This is a genomic window from Achromobacter agilis (assembly GCF_900496965.1).
Classification (GTDB): Bacteria; Pseudomonadota; Gammaproteobacteria; order Burkholderiales; family Burkholderiaceae_B; genus Achromobacter; species Achromobacter agilis.
In genome coordinates this window covers 221,076-245,948 of record NZ_UFQB01000001.1, presented here as the reverse complement: position 1 = coordinate 245,948, position 24,873 = coordinate 221,076, and the positions used below count along the sequence as shown (strand labels likewise).

Sequence of the window (24,873 nt, the reverse complement as noted above, 5' to 3'; positions counted from 1 at the left end):
ATTGGAGCTTCGCACAGGCTCCAAGGGAGACCCATGACCGATTTCTTCGACCTTCCCGTGCGCCGCATCGCCGCCAACGGTATCCAGATCGCCGCGCGCATCGACGGCGCCGGCCCGCCGTTGCTGCTGCTGCATGGCCATCCGCAGACCCACGCCATCTGGCATCGCGTGTGGCCGGAATTGACCCGGCACCGGACCTGCGTGGCGGCGGATCTGCGCGGCTACGGGGATAGCGACAAGCCGGCGGCGGCGGCCGACCATGCCGCGCATTCCAAGCGCGAGATGGCGGCCGACATGGTCGAGCTGATGCAGGCCCTGGGCCATTCGCGCTTCGAGGTGCTGGCGCATGACCGCGGAGCGCGCGTCGCCCACCGGCTGGCGCTGGACCACGCGGCCGCCGTCACGCGCATGATGCTGCTGGACATCGCGCCGACGCTGGACATGTACGAGGGCACGACGCGGGCTTTCGCCCAGGCCTACTTCCACTGGTTCTGGCTGATCCAGCCGGCTCCCCTGCCGGAAACCATGATCGAGCGCGACCCCGTTTTCTACCTGCGTTCGGTGATGGGCGGGCGGCCCGGCGGGCTGGCGCATTTTTCGGATGCGGCGATGGCTGAATATGAGCGCACGGCCCGGCTGCCCGGCTGGGCCACGGGCATCTGCGAGGACTATCGCGCTTCCGCCACGCTGGACCTGGAACACGACCGCGCGGGCCGCGCCGCGGGCGAGCGCCTGCGCCAGCCGCTGCGGGTGCTGTGGGGCGAGCGGGGCGCCGTGGGCAGGAATTTCGATGTGCTGGGCCTGTGGCGGGCGGTGGCGGACGACGTGTCCGGCAGCCCCCTGGACGGGGCCCACTACCTGGCGGAAGAATGCCCCGGCGCACTGCTGGCGCAGGTCCGCGCATTCTTCGGGTGGAGCGGGGAGGCGGAGCGCTAGCTTTCGGGGCGGAGGCTGTCAACCAAGCCTGGACGGGCAGTAGGGCCATCCAAAAAGGGACGCACCGCGGGTGTTAACCTTCGCCCCATGAATCGCTACATCGCCGACCTGTCCGAATTGCCTGCCGCCGAAGACGCGCAACGCGCCTTCACGGCCACGGATTCCCCCTGCGTAGCGGTCTGCTCCACGCTGTTCGACGACATCTGCCGCGGCTGCGGCCGCACGGCCATGGAAGTCGCCAACTGGGTCTTCATGACCGAGGAAGAAAAGCGCGAAGTCTGGGTGCGCATCAAGGCCCAAGGGTATCCCCGCCGCAACAATTAGCGCCTGCCGGAGGCCGCCTCCGGCGTAAACGGGGCCTGGCGCGCGGAGCGTCTTGGGCGTGTCACATGGCGCGGGCTAAATCGCGCTATCGCCCACTTCCGGCTCCATCATGCGCATCGTCCTGGTCACGGATGCCTGGCATCCGCAAGTCAATGGCGTCGTCCGCACCTGGACGACCATGCAGCAGATCCTCGGCGAATGGGGGCACGAGCTGATCGTGGTGAATCCCCAGGGCAGCCGGACGGTTCCGGCGCCATCCGAGCCGGATCTGCGCCTCTGCCTGCAGCCGGGCCGGCAGTTGCGCCGCATCCTGGGCGATACCGTGCCCGATGCGTTGCATATCGCTACCGAAGGCCCGCTGGGCCTGGCCGCGCGCCGCATGGCGCTGGCGCGGGGCTGGCGCTTCACCACCTCGTTCCACACGATGTTTCCCGACTATCTGCAGGCGCGCATGGGCATTCCGGCGGCCTTGCCCTGGCGCTACCTGCGCTGGTTCCACCGGCCGTCGCAGCGCGTGCTGGTGCCGACGCCCACGGTGCGCGACATCCTGGTGCGGCGCGGCCTGGCGAACCTGCAGATCTGGTCGCGGGGCGTCGATCCCCGCAAGTTCCAGCCGGGCCCGCCCAGCGCGGTATTCGACGGCCTGCCCCGTCCGGTCTTCCTGAGCGTCGGGCGGGTCGCGCGGGAAAAGAACCTGGATGCCTTCCTGTCGCTCGACTTGCCCGGCAGCAAGGTGGTCGTCGGCGCCGGGCCGGACGAGGCGCGCCTGAAAAAGCGTTTCCCCGACGCGGTCTTCACCGGCATGCAGCATGACGGCGCGCTGCCGGAACTGTACGGCGGCGCCGACGTGTTCGTATTCCCCAGCCTGACGGACACCTTCGGCCTGGTCATGCTGGAGGCCATGGCCTGCGGCACGCCGGTAGCCGCGTTTCGCAGCGAGGCGCCGCTGGCGGTGGTGACCCAGGGCGTCACGGGCGTCCTGGATGAGGACCTAGCCCACGCCTGCCGCGCGGCGCTGCCGCTGGACCGCCACGCGGTGCGCGAACATGCGCTGACCCGCAGCTGGGACGCGGTGGCCTCCGATCTGCTGGCGGCGCTGGTGCCGCTGGACGGGACGGCCCGCGGCGCGTCGGACGCGGACGTGTCCTGCGTGCCGGAGGGCGCGTACTCGCTCGAGGCGGCCCGCCGGGGAAATGGCCGCTAGGAGGCCCGGGTTTGCTGCCCGCCGGCCGGTTACCGGGTACAATGCCCCGCAATCCTGAGGAGCGTTGCGACGACCCTGCGGTTCCCGGCGGCCTGGCCTGCCTGCGGAACCCGGCTCGCCAGGCTCAGGAATCCTTGTTCAAGCGGCGCGCCTTGCGCGGCGCTACAGCAACGGCGCTCACCTTTGTCGCACATGGCGGGAAAGGCGAGCACTCGACCGTCGTGGTGTTTTCGCGTTGTCCGGCCATCCTGCGCGCCGTTCGTATTTCACGTGGAGCCTACACACCATGAACGCTGTGACTGACAAATCCTTTTCCGACTACCTCGTCGCCGACATGTCGCTGGCCGGCTGGGGCCGCCGCGAACTCGCCATCGCCGAAACCGAAATGCCCGGCCTGATGGCCATCCGCGAGGAATTCGCCGCCCGGCAGCCGCTCAAGGGCGCCCGCATCGCCGGCAGCCTGCACATGACCATCCAGACTGGCGTGCTGATCGAGACGCTGGTGGCCCTGGGCGCCGAAGTGCGCTGGGCGTCGTGCAACATCTTCTCCACGCAGGACCACGCCGCCGCGGCCATCGCCGCCTCGGGCACGCCGGTCTTCGCCGTCAAGGGCGAGACGCTGGAAGAGTACTGGCAGTACACCCACAAGATCTTCGAATGGCCCAATGGCCAGAATGCCAACATGATCCTGGATGATGGCGGCGACGCCACCTTGATGCTGCACCTGGGCACCAAGGCCGAGAAGGACATCTCGGTGCTGGCCAATCCGGGCAGCGACGAAGAGCGCATCCTGTTCGCCGCCATCAAGGAAACGCTGCAGCGCGATCCCAAGTGGTACTCGACCCGCCTGGCCTTGATCAAGGGCGTGACGGAAGAAACCACCACCGGCGTGCACCGCCTCTACCAGATGTCGCAGAAGGGCGAGCTGGCCTTCGCCGCCATCAACGTCAACGACTCGGTCACCAAGTCCAAGTTCGACAACCTGTACGGCTGCCGCGAATCGCTGGTGGACGGCATCAAGCGCGCCACCGACGTGATGGTCGCCGGCAAGATCGCCGTCGTGGCCGGCTATGGCGACGTGGGCAAGGGCTGCGCCCAGGCGCTGGTCGCCCTGCGCGCGCAAGTCTGGGTTACCGAAATCGACCCGATCTGCGCCCTGCAGGCCGCCATGGAAGGCTTTAAGGTCGTGACCATGGAAGAGGCCGCCAAGCATGGCGACATCTTCGTCACCGCCACCGGTAACTATCACGTCATCACGCGTGAGCACATGAACGCCATGAAGGACCAGGCCATCGTGTGCAACATCGGCCACTTCGACAACGAAATCGACGTCGCCAGTCTGGCCGACTGCAAGTGGGAAGAGATCAAGCCGCAAGTCGACCACGTCATCTTCCCGGACGGCAAGCGCATCATCCTGCTGGCCCAGGGCCGCCTGGTGAACCTGGGTTGCGCCACCGGCCACCCGTCGTTCGTGATGTCGTCGTCGTTCGCCAACCAGACGATCGCCCAGATCGAACTGTTCACGCGCAACGACGCCTACCAGTCCGGCGAAGTCTACGTGCTGCCCAAGCACCTGGACGAGAAGGTCGCCCGCCTGCACCTGAAGAAGCTGGGCGTGCAGTTGACCACCCTGCGCCAGGATCAGGCCGACTACATCAGCGTGCCGGTCGAGGGCCCCTACAAGCCCAATCACTACCGCTATTGATCGGTTGATAGCAAAATAGGAAAGTGCCGCGCCATGTCGGCGCGGGCTTTCCGGTCCGCGGAGCTTCCTCGCGATCGCAGTGCGGGCGCGGGGCCGCCGGACCCAAAACAGGAGGTCGAACATGGCATTGATACTCGTCTGGATCCTGAACGCGGTGGCCTTGCTGGCCGTTGCCTATCTGCTGCCCGGCATCACGGTGGCCAGTTTCGGATCGGCGCTCATCGCCGCGCTGGTGCTGGGCCTGGTGAATATGCTGGTCAAGCCGGTGCTGGTGCTGCTGACGCTGCCCATCACGATCGTCACGCTCGGTCTCTTCCTCATCGTCATCAACGCCTTGTTGTTCTGGTTCGTCGGCTCCGTGCTGAAGGGCTTCCAGGTCAACGGGTTCTGGTGGGCCGTCGGCGGTGCGATCCTCTACAGCATCATCTCGGGCCTGCTCACGAAGCTGATCCCCTAATGTCTGACTCGACTACTCCTGCATTCAGTCTGGAATTCTTTCCCCCGCGCGACCTGGCCGGCCAAGAGCGGCTGGTGCGCGCGGCCAAGCAGATGCTGGCCATCCAGCCCAAGTACGTCAGCGTGACGTTCGGCGCGGGCGGCTCCACGCGCGCCGGCACCGCCGACGCCGTGCGCACGCTGCGCAACCTGGGCTGCGATGCGGCGCCGCACCTGTCTTGCGTCGGCGCTACCCGCCAGGATCTGCGGGACATCCTCCAGGCCTACAAGAACGAAGGCGTGCGGCGCGTGGTCGCCCTGCGCGGAGACCTGCCTTCGGGCATGGGCGGCGACGCTGGCGAACTGCGCTACGCCAGCGAGCTGGTGTCGTTCATTCGCGAGGAAACGGGCGACTGGTTCCACATCGAAGTGGCGGCCTACCCCGAAATGCATCCCCAGGCCGCCAATCCCTCGGCCGACCTGGACCATTTCGTGCGCAAGGTGAGGGCCGGCGCCGATGCGGCCATCACGCAGTATTTCTTCAACGCCGACGCCTATTTCGACTTTGTCGACCGGGCCCAGGCCAAGGGTGTCGAGGTGCCTATCGTGCCGGGCATCATGCCCATCACGAACCACACGCAGCTCCTGCGTTTCTCGGAAATGTGCGGCGCGGAAGTGCCGCGCTGGATCCGCCTGCGCCTGGCGGAGTTCGGCGACGACAAGGCTTCCATCCGCGCCTTCGGCGTGGACGTGGTGACCGAGCTGTGCCAGACGCTGCTGGACAACGGCGCGCCGGGCCTGCATTTCTACACCCTGAATCACGCGGAAGCGCCGATGGCGGTGTGGAAGGAACTGTCGCTGCAGGCGTAGGCGTAGGCGTAGGCGCTACGCGCCGGCGCGCCAGGCAGCCGAAAGAAAGCCCACCCGCGAGGGTGGGCTTTTTGTTGTCCGCGAGGGCGCAAGGACGCCTATTCCGGCTGGATGCCCGCCTGCCGGATTTGCTGCCCCCAGGCCTCGTACTGGGCCTGTACGAACTGCTGCAAGGGCTCGCCCACCGCCAGGTCCGGCTCCATGCCCATGGCGCGCAGCCGGTCCTGCACGGCGGAATCGCGCATCGTCGCCGTCAGCTGGTCTGACCACCATTTCGCGGCCCCGGGCGCCAGGCCGGCGGGGCCGGCTACGCCGATCCAGCCGGTCAGGTCCAGGCTGCCCATGCCCAGTTCCTGGGCCGTGGGTACGGCCGGCAGGATGGTCGAACGCTTGCTGGATACCAGGGCGACGGCATTCAGGTTCTGCGCGCGGATCTGCGGCAGCACCGCTCCTAGATCGGCGGCTACGAAATCGATGCGTCCGCCCAGCAGGTCCGTCACCGCGGCCGGCTGGCCCTTGTACGGCACGCCCAGCACCTCGGCACCCGCGGCGCGGCTGAAGGCGGCCGCGACCACCTGGCCCGTGCCCGAACCGTAGCCGCTCGTCACGGCGTTGGGCTTCTCCTTGGCCGCCGTCACCAATTGGCGGGCGTCGCCGTGCTTGCCGGCCGCGCGCGTGACGATCACGACGTCGAACCGGACTACGCGGCCCACCTGGGTGAAGTCCTTGATGGCGTCGTAACGCTGGAACGCCTTGGACAGGTAGGGGCCCGACGAGCTGGTGGCGCTTGAGCTCGGCATCATGGTGTAGCCGTCGGGCGCGGCCCGGGCCACGGTGTCCACGCCCAGCACGCCCAGCGCGCCGGGCTTGTTCTCGACGATGATCTGCGCGCCGGTGCGGGCGCGGATATCGTCCACGACCACACGCGACACGTTGTCGATGGTGCTGCCGGCGGGAAAGCCGACGACGAAGTGGATGGGCTTGTCCGCCTGCGGGTAGTCCGCGGCGCCGGCCAGCACGGGCAAGCAGAGCGCGGCCGCGATGACAGCGGATCGGGTCATTGTTTTCATGGGTGTCTCCTCGTGCTTGTATCGCGGCGTCAGCCGGTCCGCCCGGCGCCCGCTTCCGCCAGAATCTCGGCGGTGTGCTCGCCCAGCCCCGGCGGATGCCGACGGATGTCGCCGGGCGTGCGGCTGAACCTGACGGGTAGCCCCGCCTGGACCAGGCGTCCTTCCGTGGGGTGCTCCGATTCGTGCCAGAAGCCGGTGGCCCGCAAGTGGGGGTCGGCCAGCAGTTCCTCGAAGCCGTTGACTGGCGCGAAGGGGATGTCGGCGGTCGCCAGCAGCTCGGTCCATTGCGCGGTGGTGCGCTCGCCCAGCACCGTTTCTACGTAGCGGTACAGCTCCGGGAAATGCCGGCTGCGGCTGTTGAGCGTCTGGTAGCGAGGATCCTGCGCCATGTCGGGATGGCCGGCCAGGGCGAAGAAGCGCTGCCATTGCGGCGTGGTGTAGGGCACCACGCTCATGTAGCCGTCGCGGGTGCGGAATGGGCGGCGGTACTCGTTGAGCAGGCGCGCATAGCCGGCCGGCCCCTCCGGCGGCACGAACGTCAGGCCGGCCAGGTGCTCCGGCGCCAGGAAGGCCACCATGCATTCGAACATCGGCACTTCGACCGCCTGGCCGCCGGCGCCGCGCTCGCGCGCCAGCAACGCGCTGGTCACCGCGTTGGCCACGTACAGGGCGACCACCTTGTCGGCGACCACCGAATTGACGTAGCGGGGAGCGCCGGCGCCCGCGCCCCCCTGCAGCCAGGCCATGCCGGACGCGGCCTGGATGGTGTCGTCGATGGCGGCGCGCCCGGCATACGGGCCTGCTTCCGAATAGCCATAGCATGCGCAATAGACCAGATCGGGAAAGCGCGCTTGCAGCGTCGCGTAGTCCAGGCCCAGGCGGCGCATCGCGGGGGCGCGCATGTTCGAGATGAACACGTCGGCGCCGCCGATCAGCGCATCGAGTTGCGCCCGGCCTTTGGCGGTCTTCGCGTCGATTACCGCGCTGCGCTTGTTGCGGTTCAGGTTGAGATGGGTGTGGCTCATGGCGGCATGGCGCTGGGGGGTGACGTGCCGGAACACGTCGCCTTCCGCGGACTCGATCTTGATCACGTCCGCGCCCATGTCGCCCAGCATCTGGGTAGCCATGGGGCCCATGCCCACGCTGGTCATGTCGATGATGCGTATGCCGTGCAGCGGTCCGGGCATGGTCAATCCTCCCCCAGCAGCCGGCGCGCCAGGCGCAGGTGCGGCCGGTCGATCATCTTGCCGTCCAGCCGCAGGGTGCCCGCGCCGGGGTTCTCGGCGAACGCCGCGATGACGGCCCGCGCCCATTGCAGCTGGCCTTCGTCCGGCGTCAGCGCCGCATTGACGGCGGCGGCGTGGCGGGGGTGGATCGCCATCTTGCCGACGAAACCGTCGCGGAACGCTTCGCGGGATTCATCGGCGAGCACCTCGGGCGCGTCCAGGTCGACGCAGACCGTATCGATGGCGCGGACGCCGGCGGCCGCCGCAGCCATCAGGCACAGCGACCGCGCCAGGCGGAAGGGCTCGGTGTAGCGGCCCGCGTCGCGGTTGCGCAGCGCGCCGACGTCCGCGGCCAGGTCTTCCGCGCCCCACGACAGCCCCCACAGGCGGGGCGTGGCGTCGCGGTAGTCATGCAGCCCGAAGAGCGACTGCGCCGTTTCGGTGACGATGGCCAGGATGCGGGTGGCTCCCGGGACGGCGCCCGCTGCGGCTTCGAACGCATCGAGGTAGTGCGACAGCTGGCGCATGCCCTCGCGGCCCGCGCACTTGGGCAGCACGATGCCGTAGGGAGCGGCCGGCATGACGGCCGCCAGGTCGGCCAGGGCCTCGCCGCCGTCCAGCGCGTTGATCCGCACCCACAGGGGCTTGCCGGCCGCGCCGCGTTCCAGCATGGCGCGGACCTGCGTCCGGGCCGCGGCCTTCTGGTCGGGCGCGACGGAATCTTCCAGGTCCAGGATCAGCGCATCGGCGGGGCTGGCGGCCGCGTGGTCGAACTTGCGTCCGGAATCGCCGGGCACGAACAGCAGGGAACGGGTCATGGCGGGAATCCTAGGCGGGCCGCTTGCGCATTAGGGCCGAGCGCTTGCAGACGGCGACCACTTCGTCGCGGTGGTTCAGCGCGGTGTGCTCGAATTCGACGATGCCCGCGTCGGGCCGGGACTTGCTTTCGCGCATCGACAGCACCCGCGTGCGCACGTGCAGGGTGTCGCCCGCGAAGACCGGCTTGGGGAAGGCCACGTCGGTCATGCCGAGGTTGGCCACCGTGGTGCCCAGCGTCGTGTCGTTAACCGTCATGCCGATCAGCAGGCCCAGCGTGAACAGGCTGTTGACCAGGGGTTTGCCGAATTCGGTCTGCGCAGCGAAATGCGCGTCCAGGTGCAGCGGCTGCACGTTCATCGTTAACGAGCTGAACAGCACGTTGTCCATTTCGGTCAGGGTGCGGGTCCAGGCGTGTTCGAAAGCCTGCCCGGTGGAAAACTGTTCGTAATAGAGGCCAGCCATGTTCCTTCCTTCAAGGGAGAGCGCCGGGCGCCAGCCCGGGTCCGGAGCAGCTGCGCTCGGGAAAATCCTGACGCCGTTCTTACTCTTGAACAAAAGTTTATAGTTATGAACGAAAACCGGCAACGGCTTTTGCTTGGCGTAAACCCGCAAGCACTTGCGGCCGGGAAGGCCGGGCGCGCGGCCGCGCTGGCCGCAGCGGCGGCACAGAAATTCAGGGACGGAAAGGGGGGGCCGGCCGCAAGCCGGGGAGGGCGCCCGGGGAACGGGCGCGCTTGCGGGGCGAGGATTACTTCGGGAAAGCCGCGGCCGCCGGGCCGTCGATGCGCTGGGTCAGCTGGCGGCTGGCCGCGAGCAGGGTCTGGCCGATGAGGTCGGCCTTGGCCGCGGAACGGTCCAGCGGCGCGCCCACGACGAGCGCCAGCACCGTGCCGTACAACACTAGCGGCGCGGCGACCGACAGCGTGTCGGCCTGGTGCTCCGCCAGGTTCACGTGCCAGCCGCGCCCGGCTTCGGCCTCGATCACCCGCAACAGTTGCTTGTGGGTCTTGACCGTCTGGCTGGTGTAGCGGTCCAGGCTGAGGCGGGCAGCCAGCGCTTCGCGGTCGGCGGGCGCCATTGCGCCCAGCAGCGCGCGCCCGGATGCGGAGGCGTGCAGCGGCTTGAGCTGGCCCACCCTGGCCGTGAACCGCACGATGCGGTCGGGTTCGGCCACGTCGAGGTAGACCACGTGGTCGCCGGACCGTTGCGCGAGGATCAGCGTTTCGCCCAGTTCATCGCGCAGCGCCTCCAGCGTGGGCCGGATGCGCGTGGTCAGCTGATCGTGCTCGGCGACGATGCGGGCTTCGTTCAGCCAGCGCCGCGTCAGGTAATAACGGCCCGCCGTCTGGTGCGCGTAACCGTCGCCTTCCAGGGTGTCCAGCAAGGCCAGGCAGCTGGACTTGGGGATGCCCAGCCCGGCCGAGATCTGCGACAGCGTGGCTGGAGCCTGCGTCGTTGCGAAGAACTGCAGGATGTCCAGCACGCGCCTGGCGCTTTTTACGTCGTTCGTACTCATGCACGGGAATATATATTCATGAACGGGCAGCGGCAACCGCCGCCGCCCCCCGCGCGTCAGTCGGCGTACACCCCCGCCTTGCGGATGATGCCGCCCCATTTGTCGACTTCGGTTTGCAGCCAGGTTTGCAGGCCCTCGGGCGTCTGCTTGGATTCCGGCACGATCTCGGCGCCCAGCTCCGACATCTTCTTGGTGAAGGCGGGATCCTTGAGCGCGGCGCGCAGGGCCGCGTTGAACTTGGCGATGGCCTCGGGCGGCGTGCCCTTGGGGGCGTAGACGCCGTGCCACACCTTCACCTCGAAGCCCTTCAGGCCGCTTTCCTGCAGCGTCGGCGTGTCGGGCAGCGCCTTGATGCGGTCCAGCGTGGTCACGCCGTAGAGCTTCACGCGGTCCGCCTTGATGTGGGGAATGGTCTGGGTGGTCTGGTCGCACAGCACGTCCACCTGGCCGCCCAGCAGCGCGGTCAGCGCGGGCGCCGTGCCCGCATAGGGCACCGTCGTGAACTGCGTGCCCAGCGATTCCTGCAGCAGCATGCCGCACAGCTGCGATACCGCGCCCAGGCCCGCGTTGGCCAGATTGACCTTGTCGCCGTTTGCGCGGGCGTACTTGATGAAGGCCGCCATGTCGCCGGGCGGCAGGTCCTTGCGGCCCAGCAGCGTCATGGGCACGTCCGCCACCTGGCCGACGTAGGAGAAATCGGTCAGCGGATTGAACGGCAGCTTGCGGTAGAGCGCCGGCGCGGTGGCCATCCCGTTGTGGTGAATCAGGAAGGTGTAGCCGTCGGGCGCGGCGCGCGCCACGTGCGTGGAGGCCAGAGTGCCGCCCGCGCCGGTGCGGTTCTCGACGACGATGCTCTGGCCCAGCGTCTTCGACATGGCGGCGCCCAGGCTGCGGGCCACGACGTCGGTCGGGCCGCCCGCCGCGAAGGGCACGACCAGCGAAATCGGATGGTTGGGATAGGCGCCTTGCGCCGTCGCATTGCCCGAGGCAAGGCACGACAGGGCCAGGATGGGCCAGGCGGCGCGCTTGGCCGCGCGCGCGAAAATAGGGGGCATGTCTCACTCCTGTGGTTGCATTGCGGTCCGCAGCCCGGGGCATCGCGGGCCATGGTCCTGCGGACACGCTCTAGTGTCGGCTGGCAGGGCAGGAATGAGAATTCGCGGTTTCGCAAGCCGGGTTTCGGCAGGCGGAAAGGAGGGTTTACGCTGGTGCGCGCGGCCGGGCGGGCCGCGAGCCTCAGGCCGGCTGGTCCTTGCCCGGGTCTTCGGCCAGCACCTGCGGCGCGGGGTACGTCGCCGCGGGCCCGTCCACCGGTTCGGCACGCAGCGGCTGGTGCACGCGGTTGGACGGCACGAGCGACACGGGATCTTCCGGGCTGGTCCACAGCGGGTCCGGGATCTCGGCGAAGACCTGCCGCAGGCGTTCGCCCCAGGTGCCGCGGATCATGCGGAAGTATTCGTTGTGCTCGTCGATGCTGGCGAAATGCGTGACGCGCAGCGCATGCGCATCGTAGACCAGCAGGTCCAGCGGCAGACCCACCGAGATGTTCGAGCGCAGCGTGGAGTCCATGGAGATCAGCGCGCATTTGGCGGCCTCGTCCAGCGACGTGTCGGGGCGCAGCACGCGATCCAGGATGGGCTTGCCGTACTTGGCTTCGCCGATCTGGAAGTACGGGCATTCCTGCCCCGCTTCGATGAAGTTGCCCGCCGAATACACCTGGAACAGCCGGCAGCGCTCCGTGCCGATCTGGCCCCCGAAAATCAGGTTGACGTTGAAGTCCACGCCTTGCTCGTGCAGCGCCGGGGCCTCGCGGTGGTAGACGTCGCGTACCGCAGCGCCGACGCGGTGCGCGGCTTCGAACATGTCCGGCGCGCTCCAGATCGTTTCGCCGCCTTCGGCGTGCTGGCGGGTCAATGCGTTCAGCACGGCCTGGCTGACCGCCAGGTTGCCGGAGGTCATCAGCACCATCACGCGGTCGCCGGGGCGCTCGAAGACGGTCATCTTGCGGAAGACGCTGATCTGGTCGACCCCGGCATTGGTGCGGGAATCGGACAGGAATACCAGGCCGGAATCGAGGCGGGCTGCTACGCAGTAGGTCATGATCGGAAATAAGGGAAAACCACGCCGCATTGTATTGCGGCCCGGCCGGATGTTACTGCTGGGCGCTCGTCTGGACCTGTACGCTGACCTCCATGGATTCCTTGCCGCCGCCGCTGCGCACGCCGCGCACCGGCGAGGCCGAGTCGTAGTCCCGGGCCACGGCCAGCCGGCAATGGCAATCCGAGGCGAACTGGCGGTTGGTGATGTCCACGCTGGTCCAGCCAACGCCCGGCAGCCAGACGTCGGCCCAGGCGTGGCTGGCCGCGTGTTCGGCCGTGGTGTAGAGGTAGCCGCTGACATAGCGGGCCGGCACGCCCAGGCCGCGGACGCAGGCCAGGAACAGGTGGGCGTGATCCTGGCAGACGCCGTGGCCCATGGCCAGCACCTGGGCCGCGGCCGTGGTGACGTCGGTCGTGCCGGGCTCGTAGGCGACGCGGTCGCAGATGGCGGAGGCCAGGGCGAGGATGTCGTCCGGCGTGTCGAGGCCGCCGGGCAGCGCGTCGCGCACGAACGCCATGATGGTGTCGTCCGCCTGCGTCAGGGGGGTCTGCACGCAGTAGGCGTGCACCGGCAGCCGGCTGTCTTCGCCGCCCAGCAGGCCGCGCTCGAGCGGCGCTACCACCACCTGTCCGGTCACGCGCAGTTCGATGTCGGTATGCGGGTGGTTCAGCGTCAGCGTGTGCGTGATGTTGCCGTAGGCGTCCACCTGCTTTTCCAGCGTGCCGGGCGCCTCGATGTGCCAGCGCAGGACACGCTGGTGCTCGTCGTCGCGCGGCGTCAGGCGCAGGGTCTGGATGCTGTAGGTGACAGGCGCGGTGTAACGGTAGTGCGTGAGGTGCGTGATGATCTGCTTCATTCCTGCCTCCTTAGGCCGATAGCGGCACCAGGAAATCCTGGCTGATCCGGTTGCCCAGGTCGTTGATGCGGTCGAGGAAGTGGTCCAGGTACTGGTGCAGTCCGCTGGCCAGGATGTCTTCGACGCGGCCGTACTGCAGTTCGGCGCACAACATGCCGGCGCGCCGCTCGGTCTCGGTCGAGCGCTGGTTGGCGACGCGCGCCAGGTCGTCGGCCACCGCCCGCATCGAGGCCAGCAGCGAGCGCGGCATGTCGCCGTGCAGGATCAGCAGTTCGGCCACGCGGTCCGGAGTGATGACGTCGCGGTACACCTTGCGGTAGATCTCCAGCCCCGATACCGAGCTGAGCAGCGCCGACCAGCGGTAGAACTCGCTTTGCAGCGCCGCGGCGCCGGCGGGTTCGGCACGGCTTTCCTGACCGCTCCCCTCGCGCTCGTGGAACTTCACGTCCAGCATGCGCGCGGTGTTGTCGGCGCGTTCCAGGTGCATGCCGATGCGCAGGAAGTACAGGGCCTCGTCCTGCAGCATGGTGCCGATGGTGACGCCGCGCGCCAGGTGCGAGCGGAACTTCACCCATTCGAAGAATTCGCCCGGGTTGCGCTCCAGCAGCCCGGTGTGCAGGTGCTTCAGCAGTTCGAGCCAGGTGGTGTTGTACGTTTCCCAGACCTCGGTGGTGAGGCTGCCGCGCACGGCGCGCGCGTTCTCGCGGGCCGAGCGCATGCAGGAAAAGATGGACGAGGGGTTCTCGGGGTCGCGCACCATGTATTCCAGCACGTCGTGCGGCGAGATGGAGGCGTACTTCAGCAGGTACAGGCCCTGCAGCTCGGAGATGCGCAGCACGCCCAGCCACGAGCCCTCGCGCGTCTGCGCGTCCTGCGGCAGCAGCGACATCTGCAGGTTCACGTCCAGCATGCGGGCGGTGTTCTCGGCGCGCTCGGTGTAGCGGCACATCCAGAACAGGTTGTCGGCGGTTCGGCTCAGCATGTTCAGTTCTCCTCCAGTACCCACGTATCCTTGGTGCCGCCGCCCTGGCTGCTGTTGACCACCAGCGAACCCTCGGTCAGCGCCACGCGGCAAAGGCCGCCGGGCACGGTCCGGATATCCTTGCCGCACAGTACATAAGGGCGCAGGTCCACGTGGCGCGGCGCCACACCCGAGTCGACGTAGGTCGGCACGGTGGACAGCGCCAGCGTGGGCTGCGCGATGTAGTTGGCGGGGTTGGCGCGCACGCGCTCGCGGAACGCGTCGACTTCCGCGCGGGAGGCCGACGGTCCCACCAGCATGCCGTAGCCGCCTGAGCCATGCACCTCTTTCACCACCAGTTCGTGCATGTGGGCCAGCACGTGGGACAGCTCGTCCGCCCGGCTGCAGCGCCACGTCGGCACGTTTGACAGCACCGGTTCCTCGCCGAGGTAGAAGCGGATCATGTCCGGCACGTGCAGGTAGGTGGATTTGTCGTCGGCGATGCCGGTGCCGATGGCGTTGGCCAGCGTGACGCGGCCGGCGCGGTACACCGACAGCAGGCCGGGCACGCCCAGCGCGGAGTCGGCGCGGAACGACAGCGGGTCCAGGAAGTCGTCGTCCAGTCGGCGGTAGATCACGTCCACCTTGCGCGGCCCCTGCGTGGTACGCATGTAGACGGTGTTCTGCTCGACGAACAGGTCCTGGCCTTCGACCAGCTCCACGCCCATCTGCTGGGCCAGGAAGGCGTGCTCGAAATAGGCCGAGTTGTACATGCCCGGGGTCAGCACCACCACGGTGGGGTCGTCGCCGCCATGCGGGGCCACCTCGCGCAGGTTGTCCAGGAGCAGGTCGGGATAGTGCGCCACCGGCTCCACCTTGATGCGGCTGAAGGCGTCCGGCATCAGCCGCATCGACATCTTGCGGTTTTCCAGCATGTAGGACACGCCGGAGGGCACGCGTAGATTGTCTTCCAGGACATAGAACTCGCCCGCGCCCGCGCGCACGATATCCACGCCGGCGATGTGGCAGTAGATGTCCTCGGCCACGTCCACGTCCTGCATCTCGGGCCGGTACTGGGCGTTCAGGAACACCTGCTCGGCAGGCACCACGCCCGCGCGCACGATGTCGTGCCCATGGTAGATGTCGTGGATGAACATGTTGAGTGCGCGCACGCGCTGCTTCAGGCCGGCCTCCAGGAGGCGCCATTCGTCGGCGGGGATGATCCGCGGGATCAGGTCGAAGGGAATCAGGCGCTCGGTGCCGGCGGCATCGCCCGCGACCGAGAAGGTGATGCCGACCCGCCGGAAGCTCAAGTCCGCTTCCAGCCGGCGCACGGCCATGGCTTCCGCGGATTGCTCGCCGTGCCAGCGCTCGAAGGCCTGGTAGTGGGAGCGTAAGCCGCCAGCGCTGTCGCGCATTTCGTCATAGGCGGGGGGACGGGATGTTCTGTCCTTCATGGCTCCTCCGGTACTGGTGCTTGTGGCCGGCTTGCGCACGGCCCCTGCGAAATAAGCAACCCGCGTGCCAGGTTTATCGGGGCAGACGGGGCGGGCGCCTTGGGGACAATATCCTCCCAAGGGCGTTGGAACGCCATCCCCGTGGCGGTTGACGCGCGGAGACGGGCGGAAGGCGCATGTGCGGGCTGCCGGGGGCAAGCCTGGCGGCGGCGTGGGAAAGAGGGTAGCCGGGCGCATGCGCCGATGCGCCGGGCGCGGGCCGGGCACAGGGCGCGGCGGGTCGCGAGGATCGTGCGGAACCGGCCGGGCGTTGCCGAGCGGATGCCGCGGAAGGGGGAACTGCGGTTGGGGGTGTTGCGGGGGCCTCGGATCGAGGCAGCAGCCCTGCATGTTACAGTTTGCACCGTTTTGGTGCAAGCTGCCAGGGCGATGCTGGTGCGTCAGTTCATGCGGTAGCTGTGCAGGGAGGTGCCGCTCGGGCCGCCTTGTTCCAGCGGCGCCTGGGGCACCCAGCCGTCCTGGGTCAGCACCGCGTCCAGGCGGAAATCGTGCGCGGCGGGCTCATAGCCGGCATCCAGCTCGCCGCAGCTCCAGGCGATGCCGATCGCGATGAACGGATGGCCGCGGTCGCGCAGGGCGGCCAGGCTGCGGTCATAGTAGCCGCCGCCGTAACCCAGGCGGTCGCCTTGTTCGGTATAGCCCAGGGTGGGCACCAGCACTACATCGGGGAGCAATTCGGGGCCATGGACCGGTTCCTGGATCCCGTAAGGGCCGGCGCGCAGCGCCGCGTCGGGCGTCCAGGGCAGGAAGGCCAGCGGCGCGTTGCGTTCCCGCACCACCGGCAGCGCCACCGCCACGCCGCCGTCGACCCATTGCTGCAGCAGGGGCCGCAGGTCGGGCTCGTCCGCCATGGGCCAGAAAGCGGCCACGGTGGCCGGTGCCGGGCGGCCGGCGCGGACGGCTTCGTCGCGCGCCACGTTCAGCCAGGTAAACAGCCGAGCGCGCATTAGCAGACCGCCCCGGCTGCGCTGGTCTTCAGGCAGTTCGGCGCGCATTTTCCGCAATCGCGTGCGTAGCTGGACTGCGGTATCCTCTGGAGTATTTTGCGTAGTCATGCGGTGGCTGTGATGGGGATGGACAAAAATGGCGGATGTGCGGATCGCCGGCATGCGGATGGCCGGCAAGCCGGCTTGCGGCAAAGCCCGTATATGAGGGGTAGGGCATGACACAGACTCTGCAACCTGGACGGTATCAGAAAACCGCGCGCGCCGTCGCCGAGGCCGGATCCAGCATGCGCCGCTGGCTGCCGCTGGTGGCGCTCTTCACCGCGGCCTGTGCGCCGGTGGACGCGCAACAGCGCAGCGCAGCCATCAATACCCAGCCGCAGCCCGCCGTCCAGGCGGCGCAGCCCGTCATCTCGGTGCCGCCGGCGGTGCTGGCCGGCCTGCCGCCCACCACCGAAACGCCCGCGCTGGCCGCCGTGGTCGCGGCGCGCGTAGCCATGAGCCGCAAGCAATGGTCCATCCTGGGCGCGCTGGTGCCGCAGGCCAAGCCGGATCCGCTGGGCATGTACCCCGAATACTGGCTGCTGCGCTACCAGCTATGGACCCCGCCCGCCACCGGCCGGCCCACCGCCGCGCTGCAGCAGTTCATCAGCACCAACCCGGACGCCTACCTGGCCGATCGCCTGCGCGGGGATTGGCTGCTGGCCGCCGCCCGCAGCGGCGATTTCGAAACCGTGCGCAAGCTGGCGCCCGTGAAGAACAGCAACGCCCAGATCGAGTGCGCCATCCTGGACGCCAAGCATATGACCGGGCAGCGCGCCACCGCCGCGCAGGCCACGGCGGCGTTCGCGCCGGGGGGCGCCTGCTGGGCGCTGTACGACCAGCTCGTGGCCGACGGCATCCTCGGGTGGGAACAGCTGGAGCCCCAGCTGCGCGACGCCATCGAAGCCAACAAGACGGCCGATGCGCGCAAGTTGGCGCAATACATGTTCGAGCCGGGCGACCTGAAGGCCTACGACCTCCTCATGAAGGATCCCATGAAGTGGCTGACGCGCCAGGACCGTCAGCCCGTGGGGCGCAACGAGAAGGAATTGGTGACCATCGCACTGGCCCGCCTGGCGCGTTCCGACGTCAGCGTGGCGGATTCCTATCTGCGCCGCATGTGGGGCAAGTCCGGAGACTGGTCCAAGTCCATGGCCAAGTCGAACCTGGCCTGGGTGCGCGGGCAGTATGCGCTGGTGGCCGCGCTGAAGCTGGACAGCCGGGCGGACGATTGGTACCACGAGGCCGGCCACATCCGCATGACGGAATACAACGCCGCCTGGAAGGTGCGCGCCGCCCTGCGCCAGCCCAAGATCGACTGGAAATGGGTTATCGCCTCCATCGAGCAGATGCCGGCCGAGCAGCAGGCGGATCCGTCGTGGGTGTACTGGAAGGCGCGCGGGCAGGCCGCCCGCGGCAATACGGAGCAGGCCGCCGCGGCCTACGCCAGCATCGCTGACCGCTTCGATTTCTACGGCCAGCTGGCCGCCGAGGAACTGGGCCGGCGCATCAACGTGCCGCCGCGCCCCGCGCCCATCAGCGACCAGGAGATCGCGCAAGCCCGGGCCAATCCCGGCCTGCGCCGCGCGGTTCAGCTGTTTCGCCTGGGCTGGCGCGCCGAAGCCGTGCCGGAATGGAACTTCAGCCTGCGCGGCATGAGCGACCGCCAGCTTCTGGCCGCCGCCGAACTGGCCCGCGCCGAGAATATCTACGACCGCGTGGTCAATACGTCCGACCGCACCGAAAAGGAATTCGACTTCAGCCAGCGCTTCATCGCGCCTTTCGAAGGCCGCGTCACCGCCAAGGCCAATGCCATCGCGCTGGATCCGGCCTGGGTCTACGGCCTGATCCGGCAGGAATCCCGCTTCATCATGAACGCGCGCTCGCACGTGGGCGCCTCGGGCCTGATGCAGCTGATGCCGGCCACCGCCAAGTGGGTGGCGGGCAAGATCGGCATGAGCGACTTCACGCCCGACAGCGTCAACGACTTCGACACCAACACCGAGCTGGGCACCAACTACCTGAACATGGTGCTGCGCGACCTGGACGGTTCGCAGATGCTGGCCAGCGCAGGCTACAACGCCGGTCCACGCCGTCCGCACAACTGGCGCTCGACATTCACGCATCCGGTGGAAGGCGCGATCTTCGCCGAGACCATCCCGTTCAATGAAACGCGTACCTACGTGAAGAACGTGATGTCCAACTCGGTGTATTACGCTGCCATGTTCAGCGGCCAGCCCCAGTCCCTGAAAGAACGCCTGGGCAACGTCGTGCCGCTGGGCGCCGAAAACACCTCGATCCCATGAGCCGGGATCCGGCCACGGAGGGTTTGCAGGTCTATATCGTGGGCGGAGCAGTGCGCGACGCGCTGCTCGGCCTGCCGCCCGGCGACCACGACTGGGTCGTGGTGGGCGCCACGCCGGAAGAGATGGCGCGCCGCGGTTTCATCCCGGTGGGCGGCGATTTCCCCGTCTTCCTGCATCCCCGCAGCAAAGAGGAATACGCGCTGGCGCGCACCGAGCGCAAGTCCGGGCGCGGCTACAAGGGCTTTACGTTCTACACCGGGGCCGACGTCACGCTCGAGGAAGACCTGCGCCGCCGCGACCTGACGGTCAACGCCATTGCCCGCACGCCGGAGGGCGGGCTGGTCGATCCGCTGGGCGGCGAGGCCGACGTGCGGGCCCGGGTCTTGCGCCATGTGGGCGAGGCTTTCGAGGAAGATCCCGTACGCATCCTGCGGCTGGGCCGTTTTGCGGCGCGCTTCGGCGATTTCACCATCGCGCCCGCGACGCTGGAATTGTGCCGGCGCATGGTCGAGGCCGGCGAGGCCGACGCGCTGGTGGCCGAGCGGGTCTGGAAGGAATTGTCGCGCGGCCTGATGGCGGCCATGCCGTCGCGCATGCTGGGCGTCTTGCAGGCTTGCGGCGCGCTGGCCCGGGTGATGCCGGAGCTGCAGGGTGTGGACGAGGTGAGCGCGGACGTGGATCGCGCCGCCAGCCTGGGCTTGTCCTTGCCGGGCCGCTACGCCTTGCTGTGCCGCCTGACGCCCGAACGCGAGGCGCTGGGCCGCCGGTTGCGCGTGCCCACGGAATGCAACGATTACGCGCGCCTGCTGCCCGATGTGCTGGCCGGCCTGGGCCGTTCGCAGCAGGATGCCGACGCCGTCGGCGCGCAGCTGGCCCTGATGGAACGCGCCGACGCCTTGCGCAAGCCGGAACGCTTTGCCGATCTGCTGGAGGCCGCGGCAGTGCTGAGTCCGGTGGACCGCCTGGGGTGGTGCGAACGCGTGGCGGCAGTGCGCGGGGTAGATGCCGGGGCGATCGCGAAAGCTTGCGCCGGGGATCCGGCGCGCATCAAGGAGCGCTTGCGGGAAGCCCGGTTGGAGCGCTTGCGGGCGGATGCCGGGGCCGCGCCGCTATAGCTTGCCCAGCCGGTCGCCGCGCGAGAAACCGGCCAGCGGCTCGGTAATGCCGCGGCCGATCGCCAGCACCTTGAACAGCTCGCCCATTTCCGCCTCGGACAGCAGTTTCTGCACGGGCGCGACGGTCTTCGCGTAGTTCTGCACATCGGCCGGATTCAGCTGCGCCAGCAGCTCCATCAGCCCGGCATTCATCAGGAAGCGGGCCTGCGAGGTGTAGCCCAGAACCTGCAGGCCGGCCGCCTGCGCGGCATCCGCCATCGCGGTGAAATCGACGTGCGCGGTGATGTCCTGCAGGCCCGGCGCGGTGAACGGATCACCGTGCGCGTGATGGCGAAGGTGGCACATGAGCGTGCCGCCCGCGCGTTGGGGATGGTAGTACTCGCTGCGGGGAAAGCCGTAGTCCACCAGCAGCGCCGCGCCGCGTTCGAGCCAGCGGCCCATCGCGGCGATCCAGGCCTCGCCCTGCGGATTGATTTCGGAAACGTAGCCGGGCAGCGCCGGCATGCGGTCCGCCACGGCGGCTGCCAGCGCCGGCTGTGCCGGCCGGTCTTCCCAGACGAAGTCTTGCGCGGCGTCGAGCGCCACGCCGCGTTCCAGCACCGTGCCGTCTTCACGCCAGCGGAACATCGAGACCGGCATCGCGTCCAGGACTTCGTTGGCCAGGACGCAGCCGGAGAAGGCGTCGGGCAGCGCATCCAGCCATTGCACGCGATCGCCGAAGACCGCCAGCCTTTCGGCCTGGCGCGCGCGCAGGTCGGCGGACACTTCCAGGATCAGGTAGCGGGTCTGCTGCAGCCCCATCGCGTCCAGTTCGCCCAGCACGCCTTCGGCGAGCGCGCCGGTGCCGGCGCCGAATTCCAGCACGGCGTCCGTCTGCGTCTGGCGCAGTACTTGCGCGGCTTGACGGGCCAGCGTGCGGGCGAACAGCGGCGTTAGCTGCGGGGCGGTGGTGAAGTCGCCGGCCGGCGCGCGCGCGTCGCCGTCCGTTTCGGCCAACTTGACGTTGCCCGCCGCGTAATAGCCCAGGCCGGGCGCGTACAGCGCCTGCGCCATCCAGCCGTCGAACGGCAGCCACCCGCCGTTGGCTTCGATGGCCTTGCGCAGGTGGGCGGCCGCGGCTTCGCTGTGTTCGAGGGCGGCGGGGGGCAGGGCGGGAAGGTTGGCGGGTGCGGGGCGTTGCATGGTCGGATGAGGCGTGGGCAAGAAGACATTTTCCCAAAAAAACGGGGCGCCGCGCGCCGCGGCTCGGCGGGCAAAAAAAACAAACCCCGCGACAGGCGCGGGGTTTGCATTCAGCTCAAGCGGGGAAATCAGCCGCGGCGGTCGGCCGGCTTCGCGAAGCGCTTGGCGGGGCCGCCGGGGCGCTTGTCGAACGTGGGCTTGCCACGGAAACCGCCTTCGGCGCGGTCGCCGCTGCGGAAGCCGCCTTCACGTTGCGGACGGTCGCCGAAGCTGGGGCGGTCGCCGAAGCTGGCGCGATCGTTGTAGCTGGGACGGGCGTCACGGTCGCCGCCGCGGAAACCGCCTTCACGGGGGCCGCGCTCGCTGAACGGACGGGCGTCGCGCTGGGGGCGGTCGCCATAGCTGGGACGGTCGCCGAAGCCGGGACGCGAATCACGGTCGCCGCCGCGGAAGCCGCCTTCGCGTTGCGGACGGTCGCCGAAGGGGCGGTTGCCCTGGTAGCCGCCGTCACGCTGGGGGCGGTCGCCGAAGCTGGGGCGATCGCTGAAGCTGCGGGCCGGACGGTCGCCGAACGGGCGGTTGCCTTGGTAGCCGCCTTCACGCGGGGCGCCCTCGCGGTTGCCCTGGTAGCCGCCTTCACGCGGCTTGAACTCGCCACGCGGGCCGCCGAAGGAACGGCCTTCGCGGTTGCCCTGGTAGCCGCCGCCGGGGCGCTTGCCGAACGGCTTGCCACCACGCGGGGCGCCGCCGGTCGACGGACGCGGGGTGCGCTTGGGTTCCAGGCCGGCGATCACTTCAGGCGTGATCGATTGGCCGATGTAGTGCTCGATGCGGCGGACCTTGTGGCGCTCGGAATGCGTGGCCAGCGTGAAAGCCAGGCCGTTGCGGCCGGCGCGGCCGGTGCGGCCGATGCGGTGCACGTAGTCTTCGGCCTGCATCGGCAGGTCGAAGTTGACGGCGTGGCTGATGCCTTGCACGTCGATGCCGCGGGCGGCCACGTCGGTGGCGACCAGGATGCGCAGCTGGCCGCGTTGCAGTTGCGACAGGGTGCGGGTGCGCTGGCGCTGGTTCATGTCGCCGTGCAGGGCGGCAGCAGCGAAGCCTTGGTCGGCCAGGCGGTCGGCCAGATCGTCGGCGCCGCGCTTGGTCGACGTGAAGACGATGGCCTGGTCCAGCGAGGCGTCGCGCAGCACGTGGTCCAGCAGCTGCATCTTGTGGCTGGCGTCGTCCGCGTACAGCAGGCTTTGCGTGATGTTGGTGTGCTTTTCCTTGGCGCCGGCGATTTCGATGCGTTGCGGATCGCGCATCATGCGCGCGGCCAGCTTGGCGACGGTGCCGTCCAGCGTGGCCGAGAACAGCAGCGTCTGACGGCCTTCCGGCAGGCGCTCGACGATGGTCTCGATGTCTTCAATGAAGCCCATGTCGAGCATGCGGTCGGCTTCGTCCAGCACCAGGGTGTGCACGGTGTTCAGCTTGACGCGGCCGGATTGCAGGTGGTCGATCAGGCGGCCGGGGGTGGCGACCAGCACGTCCACGCGGCGCGACAGCGCCTTGAGCTGCGCGCCGTAGGGCATGCCGCCCACCACGGTGGCGGTGCGCAGGTCGGCCAGCTTGCGGCCGTAGGTCGCGGTGGCGTCGGTGACTTGCAGGGCCAGTTCGCGGGTCGGGGTCAGCACCAGCACTTGCACGCCGACGCCCTTGTTGGCGGGTTGCTGGGCAATGCGGTGCAGCGCCGGCAGCATGAAGGCGGCGGTCTTGCCGCTGCCCGTCTGCGAGGACACCATCAGGTCGTGACCGGCCAGGGCCTGCGGGATCGCGGCGGCCTGGACAGCGGTGGGGGTGGTGAAGCCGGCGTCTTGAACGGCCGACAACAGAGCGGGCGCCAGGCCCAGGTTTTCGAAAGACATTACTTTCCCTTGCCGCAATCAATGCGACGCAGTGCTTGGTCGGGCCAGGGGATTAGGCGGCCGGATCCAGGCGACGGTTGATGGAGCATCGTGCCGACCGGATCAACCATGCGCGTGGCGCGTTCTCTGGTGGAGATTGGAACGCAGGGCGAAAGGAAAGGGGTCAGGAATCGATGATGGTTCGGCAGGGGCCGGTATGTGTTACCCGGCGGACTGCGAAAACTTCCGCTAAATCAAGGCGGTAAATGCCGAACTCGTTTTGTGCAGTGCGGCGATCATAACCTGAATTCGCCTTGCATGGGAATTGTTTTTTTGTCCAGTCCCCAATCAATAGGGTTTTTCCCTTGGTTGGCCAGCCATTCATTCGTCGACCGGAAATGACCGCAGCCCAGGAACGGCACGGGCGGCCTTCTCGCGGAAAGCGGGGACGGATGGTTGGACATCAGGACCAGGTGGCCGCTGTTGTCAGGCAGCAACAAACGCTTGGCCTGGGCATGCGCGCCCCAGAGCATGAAGACCTTGGGCGAGGGGTCGCGGGCGACCAGCGCTATCAGCGCGTCGGTCACCGTTTCCCAGCCCCGTTTTGCGTGGGACGCGGGTTGGCCGTCTTCCACCGTCAACGCGGTGTTCAGCAGCAGCACACCCTGGCTGGCCCACGGGCTCAGGTCGTTGCCGGCGGGGACGGGCGTGCCCGGGTACTCCTGGGCGATCTCATTGAAAATGTTGCGCAGGCTGGGCGGCCGCTTGCAGTCGTCCGGCACCGAGAAGGCCAGGCCCTGGGCCTGGCCCGGGCCATGGTAGGGATCCTGTCCCAGGATCACGACCCGCACGTCCGACGGCGCCAGGCCGTGCAGCGCCCGGAAGGGCGTGGCGGGGTAGACGACCGCGCCTTCGCCCAGGCGTTTTTCGACGTGGGCGGTCACCGCCGCCAGCGCGTCGGCCACGGGACCAGCGCGGAGCGCCGCCTGCCAGGCAGCGGGAAGTTGCGCCGTCTGGGCGGCCAGGGTGTTGGGGAGCAAGCGGTTGTCGATCGGCATGGCCGCGATTTTGGCACAGGGCGGCATGCCTCGCCGCGTCCGGGGTCAGACCGGCCAGCTGGCCTGGCGGTACGCCGAATCCCAGAACATCCACTCCAGCTGTGCCGCGTGCGTGTAGGCCTGGTGCATCGCCTCGCGCGTTTGCGCCGAGGCGGCTTCGGCCGCGCGGTCCACCGTGGCGATGACGGCCCGCACCAGCGCGTGGAATTCCTCGCCCGCGTAAGCGTCGATCCAGGCGGCGTAGGGATTGGGCTGCGCGGCGCGCGCCTGGATGTCGCGGCCGATCTCGGCGTAGATCCAGAAGCACGGCAGCAAGGCCGCCAGCGCCACCGGGTAGGGGGCGCTCCAGGCGGTGGCGATCAGGAAACTGGTGTAGTGATGGCTGGCGGGCGACAGCGGCGTGGCCTCGAAGGTGGCGTCGTCGATGCCGAACTGCTTCATGAAACCGGCGTGCAGGCTGCGCTCGACGATGACGGCGCCCTTGGCGGCGTCCGCGAACTGCACCACGCCGTCGGCGTGGTCGGCCTTGGCCGCCGCGATGGCCAGGGCGCGTCCGAACGCGACCAGGTAGTGCGCGTCCTGGATCATGTAGTGGCGGAACGCGTTTTCGTCGAGCTGGCCGCTGGCCAGCTCCTGGTTGAACGGCATGGCGCGCGTTTTTTCGTAGAGCGCGGCGTTGCGCGCCCAGGCGTCGGAACTGAAAGACATGGGGGGTTTCCTCAAGACATGCCCGCCGGCGCGCAGGGGCGCGCGCCGGCCCGTGAAGGCTAGGGTATCAAAGACCGGGCGGGGGCCTGCCGG

23 protein-coding genes and 1 riboswitch are annotated in these 24,873 nt (G+C 68.6%); of the genes, 8 read left to right on the top strand and 15 right to left on the bottom strand.

The genetic code is table 11. From position 1 onward, the window contains the following. Window positions 1-33: 33 nt before the first annotated feature. The 6 genes from AGI3411_RS01190 to metF all read left to right on the top strand — a co-directional run bounded on the left by AGI3411_RS01190 (window position 34) and on the right by metF (window position 5,474). A complete protein-coding gene (locus AGI3411_RS01190) occupies window positions 34-936 on the top strand; it encodes an alpha/beta fold hydrolase (protein WP_129525617.1) in 903 nt (300 codons plus the stop codon). Between the two features lie 87 nt (window positions 937-1,023). Further along, window positions 1,024-1,260, top strand: coding sequence for a DUF1289 domain-containing protein (locus AGI3411_RS01185; RefSeq protein WP_129525616.1), 237 nt, complete (start codon window positions 1,024-1,026; stop codon window positions 1,258-1,260). Between the two features lie 109 nt (window positions 1,261-1,369). Beyond that, window positions 1,370-2,464, top strand: coding sequence for a glycosyltransferase family 4 protein (locus AGI3411_RS01180; RefSeq protein WP_244240220.1), 1,095 nt, complete (start codon window positions 1,370-1,372; stop codon window positions 2,462-2,464). 50 nt (window positions 2,465-2,514) lie between these two features. After that, window positions 2,515-2,650, top strand: a riboswitch (S-adenosyl-L-homocysteine riboswitch). 100 nt (window positions 2,651-2,750) lie between these two features. Then, window positions 2,751-4,169 (top strand): adenosylhomocysteinase, encoded by a 1,419-nt coding sequence (gene ahcY, locus AGI3411_RS01175; protein ID WP_129525615.1) that lies wholly within the window; start codon window positions 2,751-2,753, stop codon window positions 4,167-4,169. Window positions 4,170-4,290: 121 nt separating this feature from the next. Beyond that, window positions 4,291-4,626: a phage holin family protein gene (locus tag AGI3411_RS01170; RefSeq protein ID WP_006389784.1), complete on the top strand. Its 336-nt coding sequence runs from the start codon at window positions 4,291-4,293 to the stop codon at window positions 4,624-4,626. After that, window positions 4,626-5,474: a methylenetetrahydrofolate reductase [NAD(P)H] gene (gene metF / locus AGI3411_RS01165; RefSeq protein WP_129525614.1), complete on the top strand. Its 849-nt coding sequence runs from the start codon at window positions 4,626-4,628 to the stop codon at window positions 5,472-5,474. The genes AGI3411_RS01170 and metF overlap by 1 nt, the downstream gene beginning before the upstream one ends. Window positions 5,475-5,572: 98 nt before the next feature. On the opposite strand, the gene AGI3411_RS01160 is transcribed toward metF, so the two are convergent. The 11 genes from AGI3411_RS01160 to AGI3411_RS01110 form a co-directional block, all read right to left on the bottom strand. Further along, a complete protein-coding gene (locus AGI3411_RS01160) occupies window positions 5,573-6,544 on the bottom strand; it encodes a Bug family tripartite tricarboxylate transporter substrate binding protein (protein ID WP_129525613.1) in 972 nt (323 codons plus the stop codon). Window positions 6,545-6,573: 29 nt separating this feature from the next. Then, entirely contained in the window at window positions 6,574-7,731 is a 1,158-nt protein-coding gene (locus tag AGI3411_RS01155; protein ID WP_129525612.1) for a CaiB/BaiF CoA transferase family protein, read from the bottom strand. Window positions 7,732-7,733: 2 nt separating this feature from the next. Continuing rightward, a complete protein-coding gene (locus AGI3411_RS01150; protein WP_129525611.1) occupies window positions 7,734-8,588 on the bottom strand; it encodes an HpcH/HpaI aldolase/citrate lyase family protein in 855 nt (284 codons plus the stop codon). Window positions 8,589-8,598: 10 nt separating this feature from the next. Then, complete coding sequence (locus tag AGI3411_RS01145) at window positions 8,599-9,051, bottom strand: MaoC family dehydratase (protein WP_129525610.1); 453 nt, start codon at window positions 9,049-9,051, stop codon at window positions 8,599-8,601. Window positions 9,052-9,337: 286 nt separating this feature from the next. Beyond that, complete coding sequence (locus tag AGI3411_RS01140) at window positions 9,338-10,105, bottom strand: IclR family transcriptional regulator (protein WP_165359028.1); 768 nt, start codon at window positions 10,103-10,105, stop codon at window positions 9,338-9,340. Between the two features lie 56 nt (window positions 10,106-10,161). Continuing rightward, the gene (locus AGI3411_RS01135) at window positions 10,162-11,160 is read right to left on the bottom strand and encodes a tripartite tricarboxylate transporter substrate-binding protein (RefSeq protein WP_129525608.1); all 999 of its coding nucleotides are present in this window, start codon (window positions 11,158-11,160) and stop codon (window positions 10,162-10,164) included. A gap of 181 nt (window positions 11,161-11,341) precedes the next feature. After that, window positions 11,342-12,205: a proteasome-type protease gene (locus tag AGI3411_RS01130; RefSeq protein ID WP_129525607.1), complete on the bottom strand. Its 864-nt coding sequence runs from the start codon at window positions 12,203-12,205 to the stop codon at window positions 11,342-11,344. 52 nt (window positions 12,206-12,257) lie between these two features. Beyond that, window positions 12,258-13,061: a transglutaminase family protein gene (locus tag AGI3411_RS01125; RefSeq protein ID WP_129525606.1), complete on the bottom strand. Its 804-nt coding sequence runs from the start codon at window positions 13,059-13,061 to the stop codon at window positions 12,258-12,260. 10 nt (window positions 13,062-13,071) lie between these two features. Beyond that, on the bottom strand, window positions 13,072-14,043 hold the full coding sequence (locus tag AGI3411_RS01120; protein ID WP_129525605.1) for an alpha-E domain-containing protein: 972 nt from the start codon (window positions 14,041-14,043) through the stop codon (window positions 13,072-13,074). Between the two features lie 2 nt (window positions 14,044-14,045). Continuing rightward, complete coding sequence (locus AGI3411_RS01115; RefSeq protein WP_129525604.1) at window positions 14,046-15,479, bottom strand: circularly permuted type 2 ATP-grasp protein; 1,434 nt, start codon at window positions 15,477-15,479, stop codon at window positions 14,046-14,048. A gap of 440 nt (window positions 15,480-15,919) precedes the next feature. Then, window positions 15,920-16,594, bottom strand: coding sequence for a 5-formyltetrahydrofolate cyclo-ligase (locus tag AGI3411_RS01110; protein ID WP_129525603.1), 675 nt, complete (start codon window positions 16,592-16,594; stop codon window positions 15,920-15,922). Between the two features lie 176 nt (window positions 16,595-16,770). On the opposite strand from AGI3411_RS01110, the gene AGI3411_RS01105 reads away from it, so the two are divergent. Further along, window positions 16,771-18,831 (top strand): lytic transglycosylase domain-containing protein, encoded by a 2,061-nt coding sequence (locus AGI3411_RS01105; protein ID WP_425265307.1) that lies wholly within the window; start codon window positions 16,771-16,773, stop codon window positions 18,829-18,831. Further along, window positions 18,828-19,946: a tRNA nucleotidyltransferase/poly(A) polymerase-related protein gene (locus AGI3411_RS01100; RefSeq protein WP_129525601.1), complete on the top strand. Its 1,119-nt coding sequence runs from the start codon at window positions 18,828-18,830 to the stop codon at window positions 19,944-19,946. The genes AGI3411_RS01105 and AGI3411_RS01100 overlap by 4 nt, the downstream gene beginning before the upstream one ends. Here the strand turns inward: AGI3411_RS01100 and AGI3411_RS01095 are convergent. The 4 genes from AGI3411_RS01095 to tenA all read right to left on the bottom strand — a co-directional run bounded on the left by AGI3411_RS01095 (window position 19,941) and on the right by tenA (window position 24,780). Beyond that, window positions 19,941-21,128 carry a class I SAM-dependent methyltransferase gene (locus AGI3411_RS01095; protein ID WP_129525600.1) on the bottom strand — a complete coding sequence of 396 codons (1,188 nt, stop codon included), beginning with the start codon at window positions 21,126-21,128 and terminating at the stop codon, window positions 19,941-19,943. The two genes, AGI3411_RS01100 and AGI3411_RS01095, sit on opposite strands and share 6 nt — an antisense overlap. Window positions 21,129-21,256: 128 nt before the next feature. After that, complete coding sequence (locus AGI3411_RS01090) at window positions 21,257-23,035, bottom strand: DEAD/DEAH box helicase (RefSeq protein ID WP_129525599.1); 1,779 nt, start codon at window positions 23,033-23,035, stop codon at window positions 21,257-21,259. Window positions 23,036-23,310: 275 nt separating this feature from the next. Continuing rightward, window positions 23,311-24,072 carry a uracil-DNA glycosylase gene (locus AGI3411_RS01085; RefSeq protein WP_129525598.1) on the bottom strand — a complete coding sequence of 254 codons (762 nt, stop codon included), beginning with the start codon at window positions 24,070-24,072 and terminating at the stop codon, window positions 23,311-23,313. A gap of 45 nt (window positions 24,073-24,117) precedes the next feature. Beyond that, window positions 24,118-24,780: a thiaminase II gene (tenA, locus tag AGI3411_RS01080; protein WP_129525597.1), complete on the bottom strand. Its 663-nt coding sequence runs from the start codon at window positions 24,778-24,780 to the stop codon at window positions 24,118-24,120. Between the last annotated feature and the right edge of the window lie 93 nt (window positions 24,781-24,873).

What these genes read in the sequence shown, in the direction of transcription:
- AGI3411_RS01150 (WP_129525611.1), bottom strand. Translation starts at nt 8,588, where the DNA reads ATGACCCGTTCCCTGCTGTTCGTGCCCGGCGATTCCGGACGCAAGTTC.
- AGI3411_RS01130 (WP_129525607.1), bottom strand. Translation starts at nt 12,205, where the DNA reads ATGACCTACTGCGTAGCAGCCCGCCTCGATTCCGGCCTGGTATTCCTG.
- AGI3411_RS01110 (WP_129525603.1), bottom strand. Translation starts at nt 16,594, where the DNA reads ATGACTACGCAAAATACTCCAGAGGATACCGCAGTCCAGCTACGCACG.
- AGI3411_RS01135 (WP_129525608.1), bottom strand. Translation starts at nt 11,160, where the DNA reads ATGCCCCCTATTTTCGCGCGCGCGGCCAAGCGCGCCGCCTGGCCCATC.
- AGI3411_RS01125 (WP_129525606.1), bottom strand. Translation starts at nt 13,061, where the DNA reads ATGAAGCAGATCATCACGCACCTCACGCACTACCGTTACACCGCGCCT.
- AGI3411_RS01120 (WP_129525605.1), bottom strand. Translation starts at nt 14,043, where the DNA reads ATGCTGAGCCGAACCGCCGACAACCTGTTCTGGATGTGCCGCTACACC.
- AGI3411_RS01185 (WP_129525616.1), top strand. Translation starts at nt 1,024, where the DNA reads ATGAATCGCTACATCGCCGACCTGTCCGAATTGCCTGCCGCCGAAGAC.
- AGI3411_RS01180 (WP_244240220.1), top strand. Translation starts at nt 1,370, where the DNA reads ATGCGCATCGTCCTGGTCACGGATGCCTGGCATCCGCAAGTCAATGGC.
- AGI3411_RS01190 (WP_129525617.1), top strand. Translation starts at nt 34, where the DNA reads ATGACCGATTTCTTCGACCTTCCCGTGCGCCGCATCGCCGCCAACGGT.
- AGI3411_RS01145 (WP_129525610.1), bottom strand. Translation starts at nt 9,051, where the DNA reads ATGGCTGGCCTCTATTACGAACAGTTTTCCACCGGGCAGGCTTTCGAA.
- AGI3411_RS01155 (WP_129525612.1), bottom strand. Translation starts at nt 7,731, where the DNA reads ATGCCCGGACCGCTGCACGGCATACGCATCATCGACATGACCAGCGTG.
- AGI3411_RS01105 (WP_425265307.1), top strand. Translation starts at nt 16,771, where the DNA reads ATGCGCCGCTGGCTGCCGCTGGTGGCGCTCTTCACCGCGGCCTGTGCG.
- AGI3411_RS01160 (WP_129525613.1), bottom strand. Translation starts at nt 6,544, where the DNA reads ATGAAAACAATGACCCGATCCGCTGTCATCGCGGCCGCGCTCTGCTTG.
- AGI3411_RS01090 (WP_129525599.1), bottom strand. Translation starts at nt 23,035, where the DNA reads ATGTCTTTCGAAAACCTGGGCCTGGCGCCCGCTCTGTTGTCGGCCGTT.
- AGI3411_RS01100 (WP_129525601.1), top strand. Translation starts at nt 18,828, where the DNA reads ATGAGCCGGGATCCGGCCACGGAGGGTTTGCAGGTCTATATCGTGGGC.
- AGI3411_RS01115 (WP_129525604.1), bottom strand. Translation starts at nt 15,479, where the DNA reads ATGAAGGACAGAACATCCCGTCCCCCCGCCTATGACGAAATGCGCGAC.
- AGI3411_RS01170 (WP_006389784.1), top strand. Translation starts at nt 4,291, where the DNA reads ATGGCATTGATACTCGTCTGGATCCTGAACGCGGTGGCCTTGCTGGCC.
- tenA (WP_129525597.1), bottom strand. Translation starts at nt 24,780, where the DNA reads ATGTCTTTCAGTTCCGACGCCTGGGCGCGCAACGCCGCGCTCTACGAA.
- ahcY (WP_129525615.1), top strand. Translation starts at nt 2,751, where the DNA reads ATGAACGCTGTGACTGACAAATCCTTTTCCGACTACCTCGTCGCCGAC.
- AGI3411_RS01140 (WP_165359028.1), bottom strand. Translation starts at nt 10,105, where the DNA reads ATGAGTACGAACGACGTAAAAAGCGCCAGGCGCGTGCTGGACATCCTG.
- metF (WP_129525614.1), top strand. Translation starts at nt 4,626, where the DNA reads ATGTCTGACTCGACTACTCCTGCATTCAGTCTGGAATTCTTTCCCCCG.
- AGI3411_RS01095 (WP_129525600.1), bottom strand. Translation starts at nt 21,128, where the DNA reads ATGCAACGCCCCGCACCCGCCAACCTTCCCGCCCTGCCCCCCGCCGCC.
- AGI3411_RS01085 (WP_129525598.1), bottom strand. Translation starts at nt 24,072, where the DNA reads ATGCCGATCGACAACCGCTTGCTCCCCAACACCCTGGCCGCCCAGACG.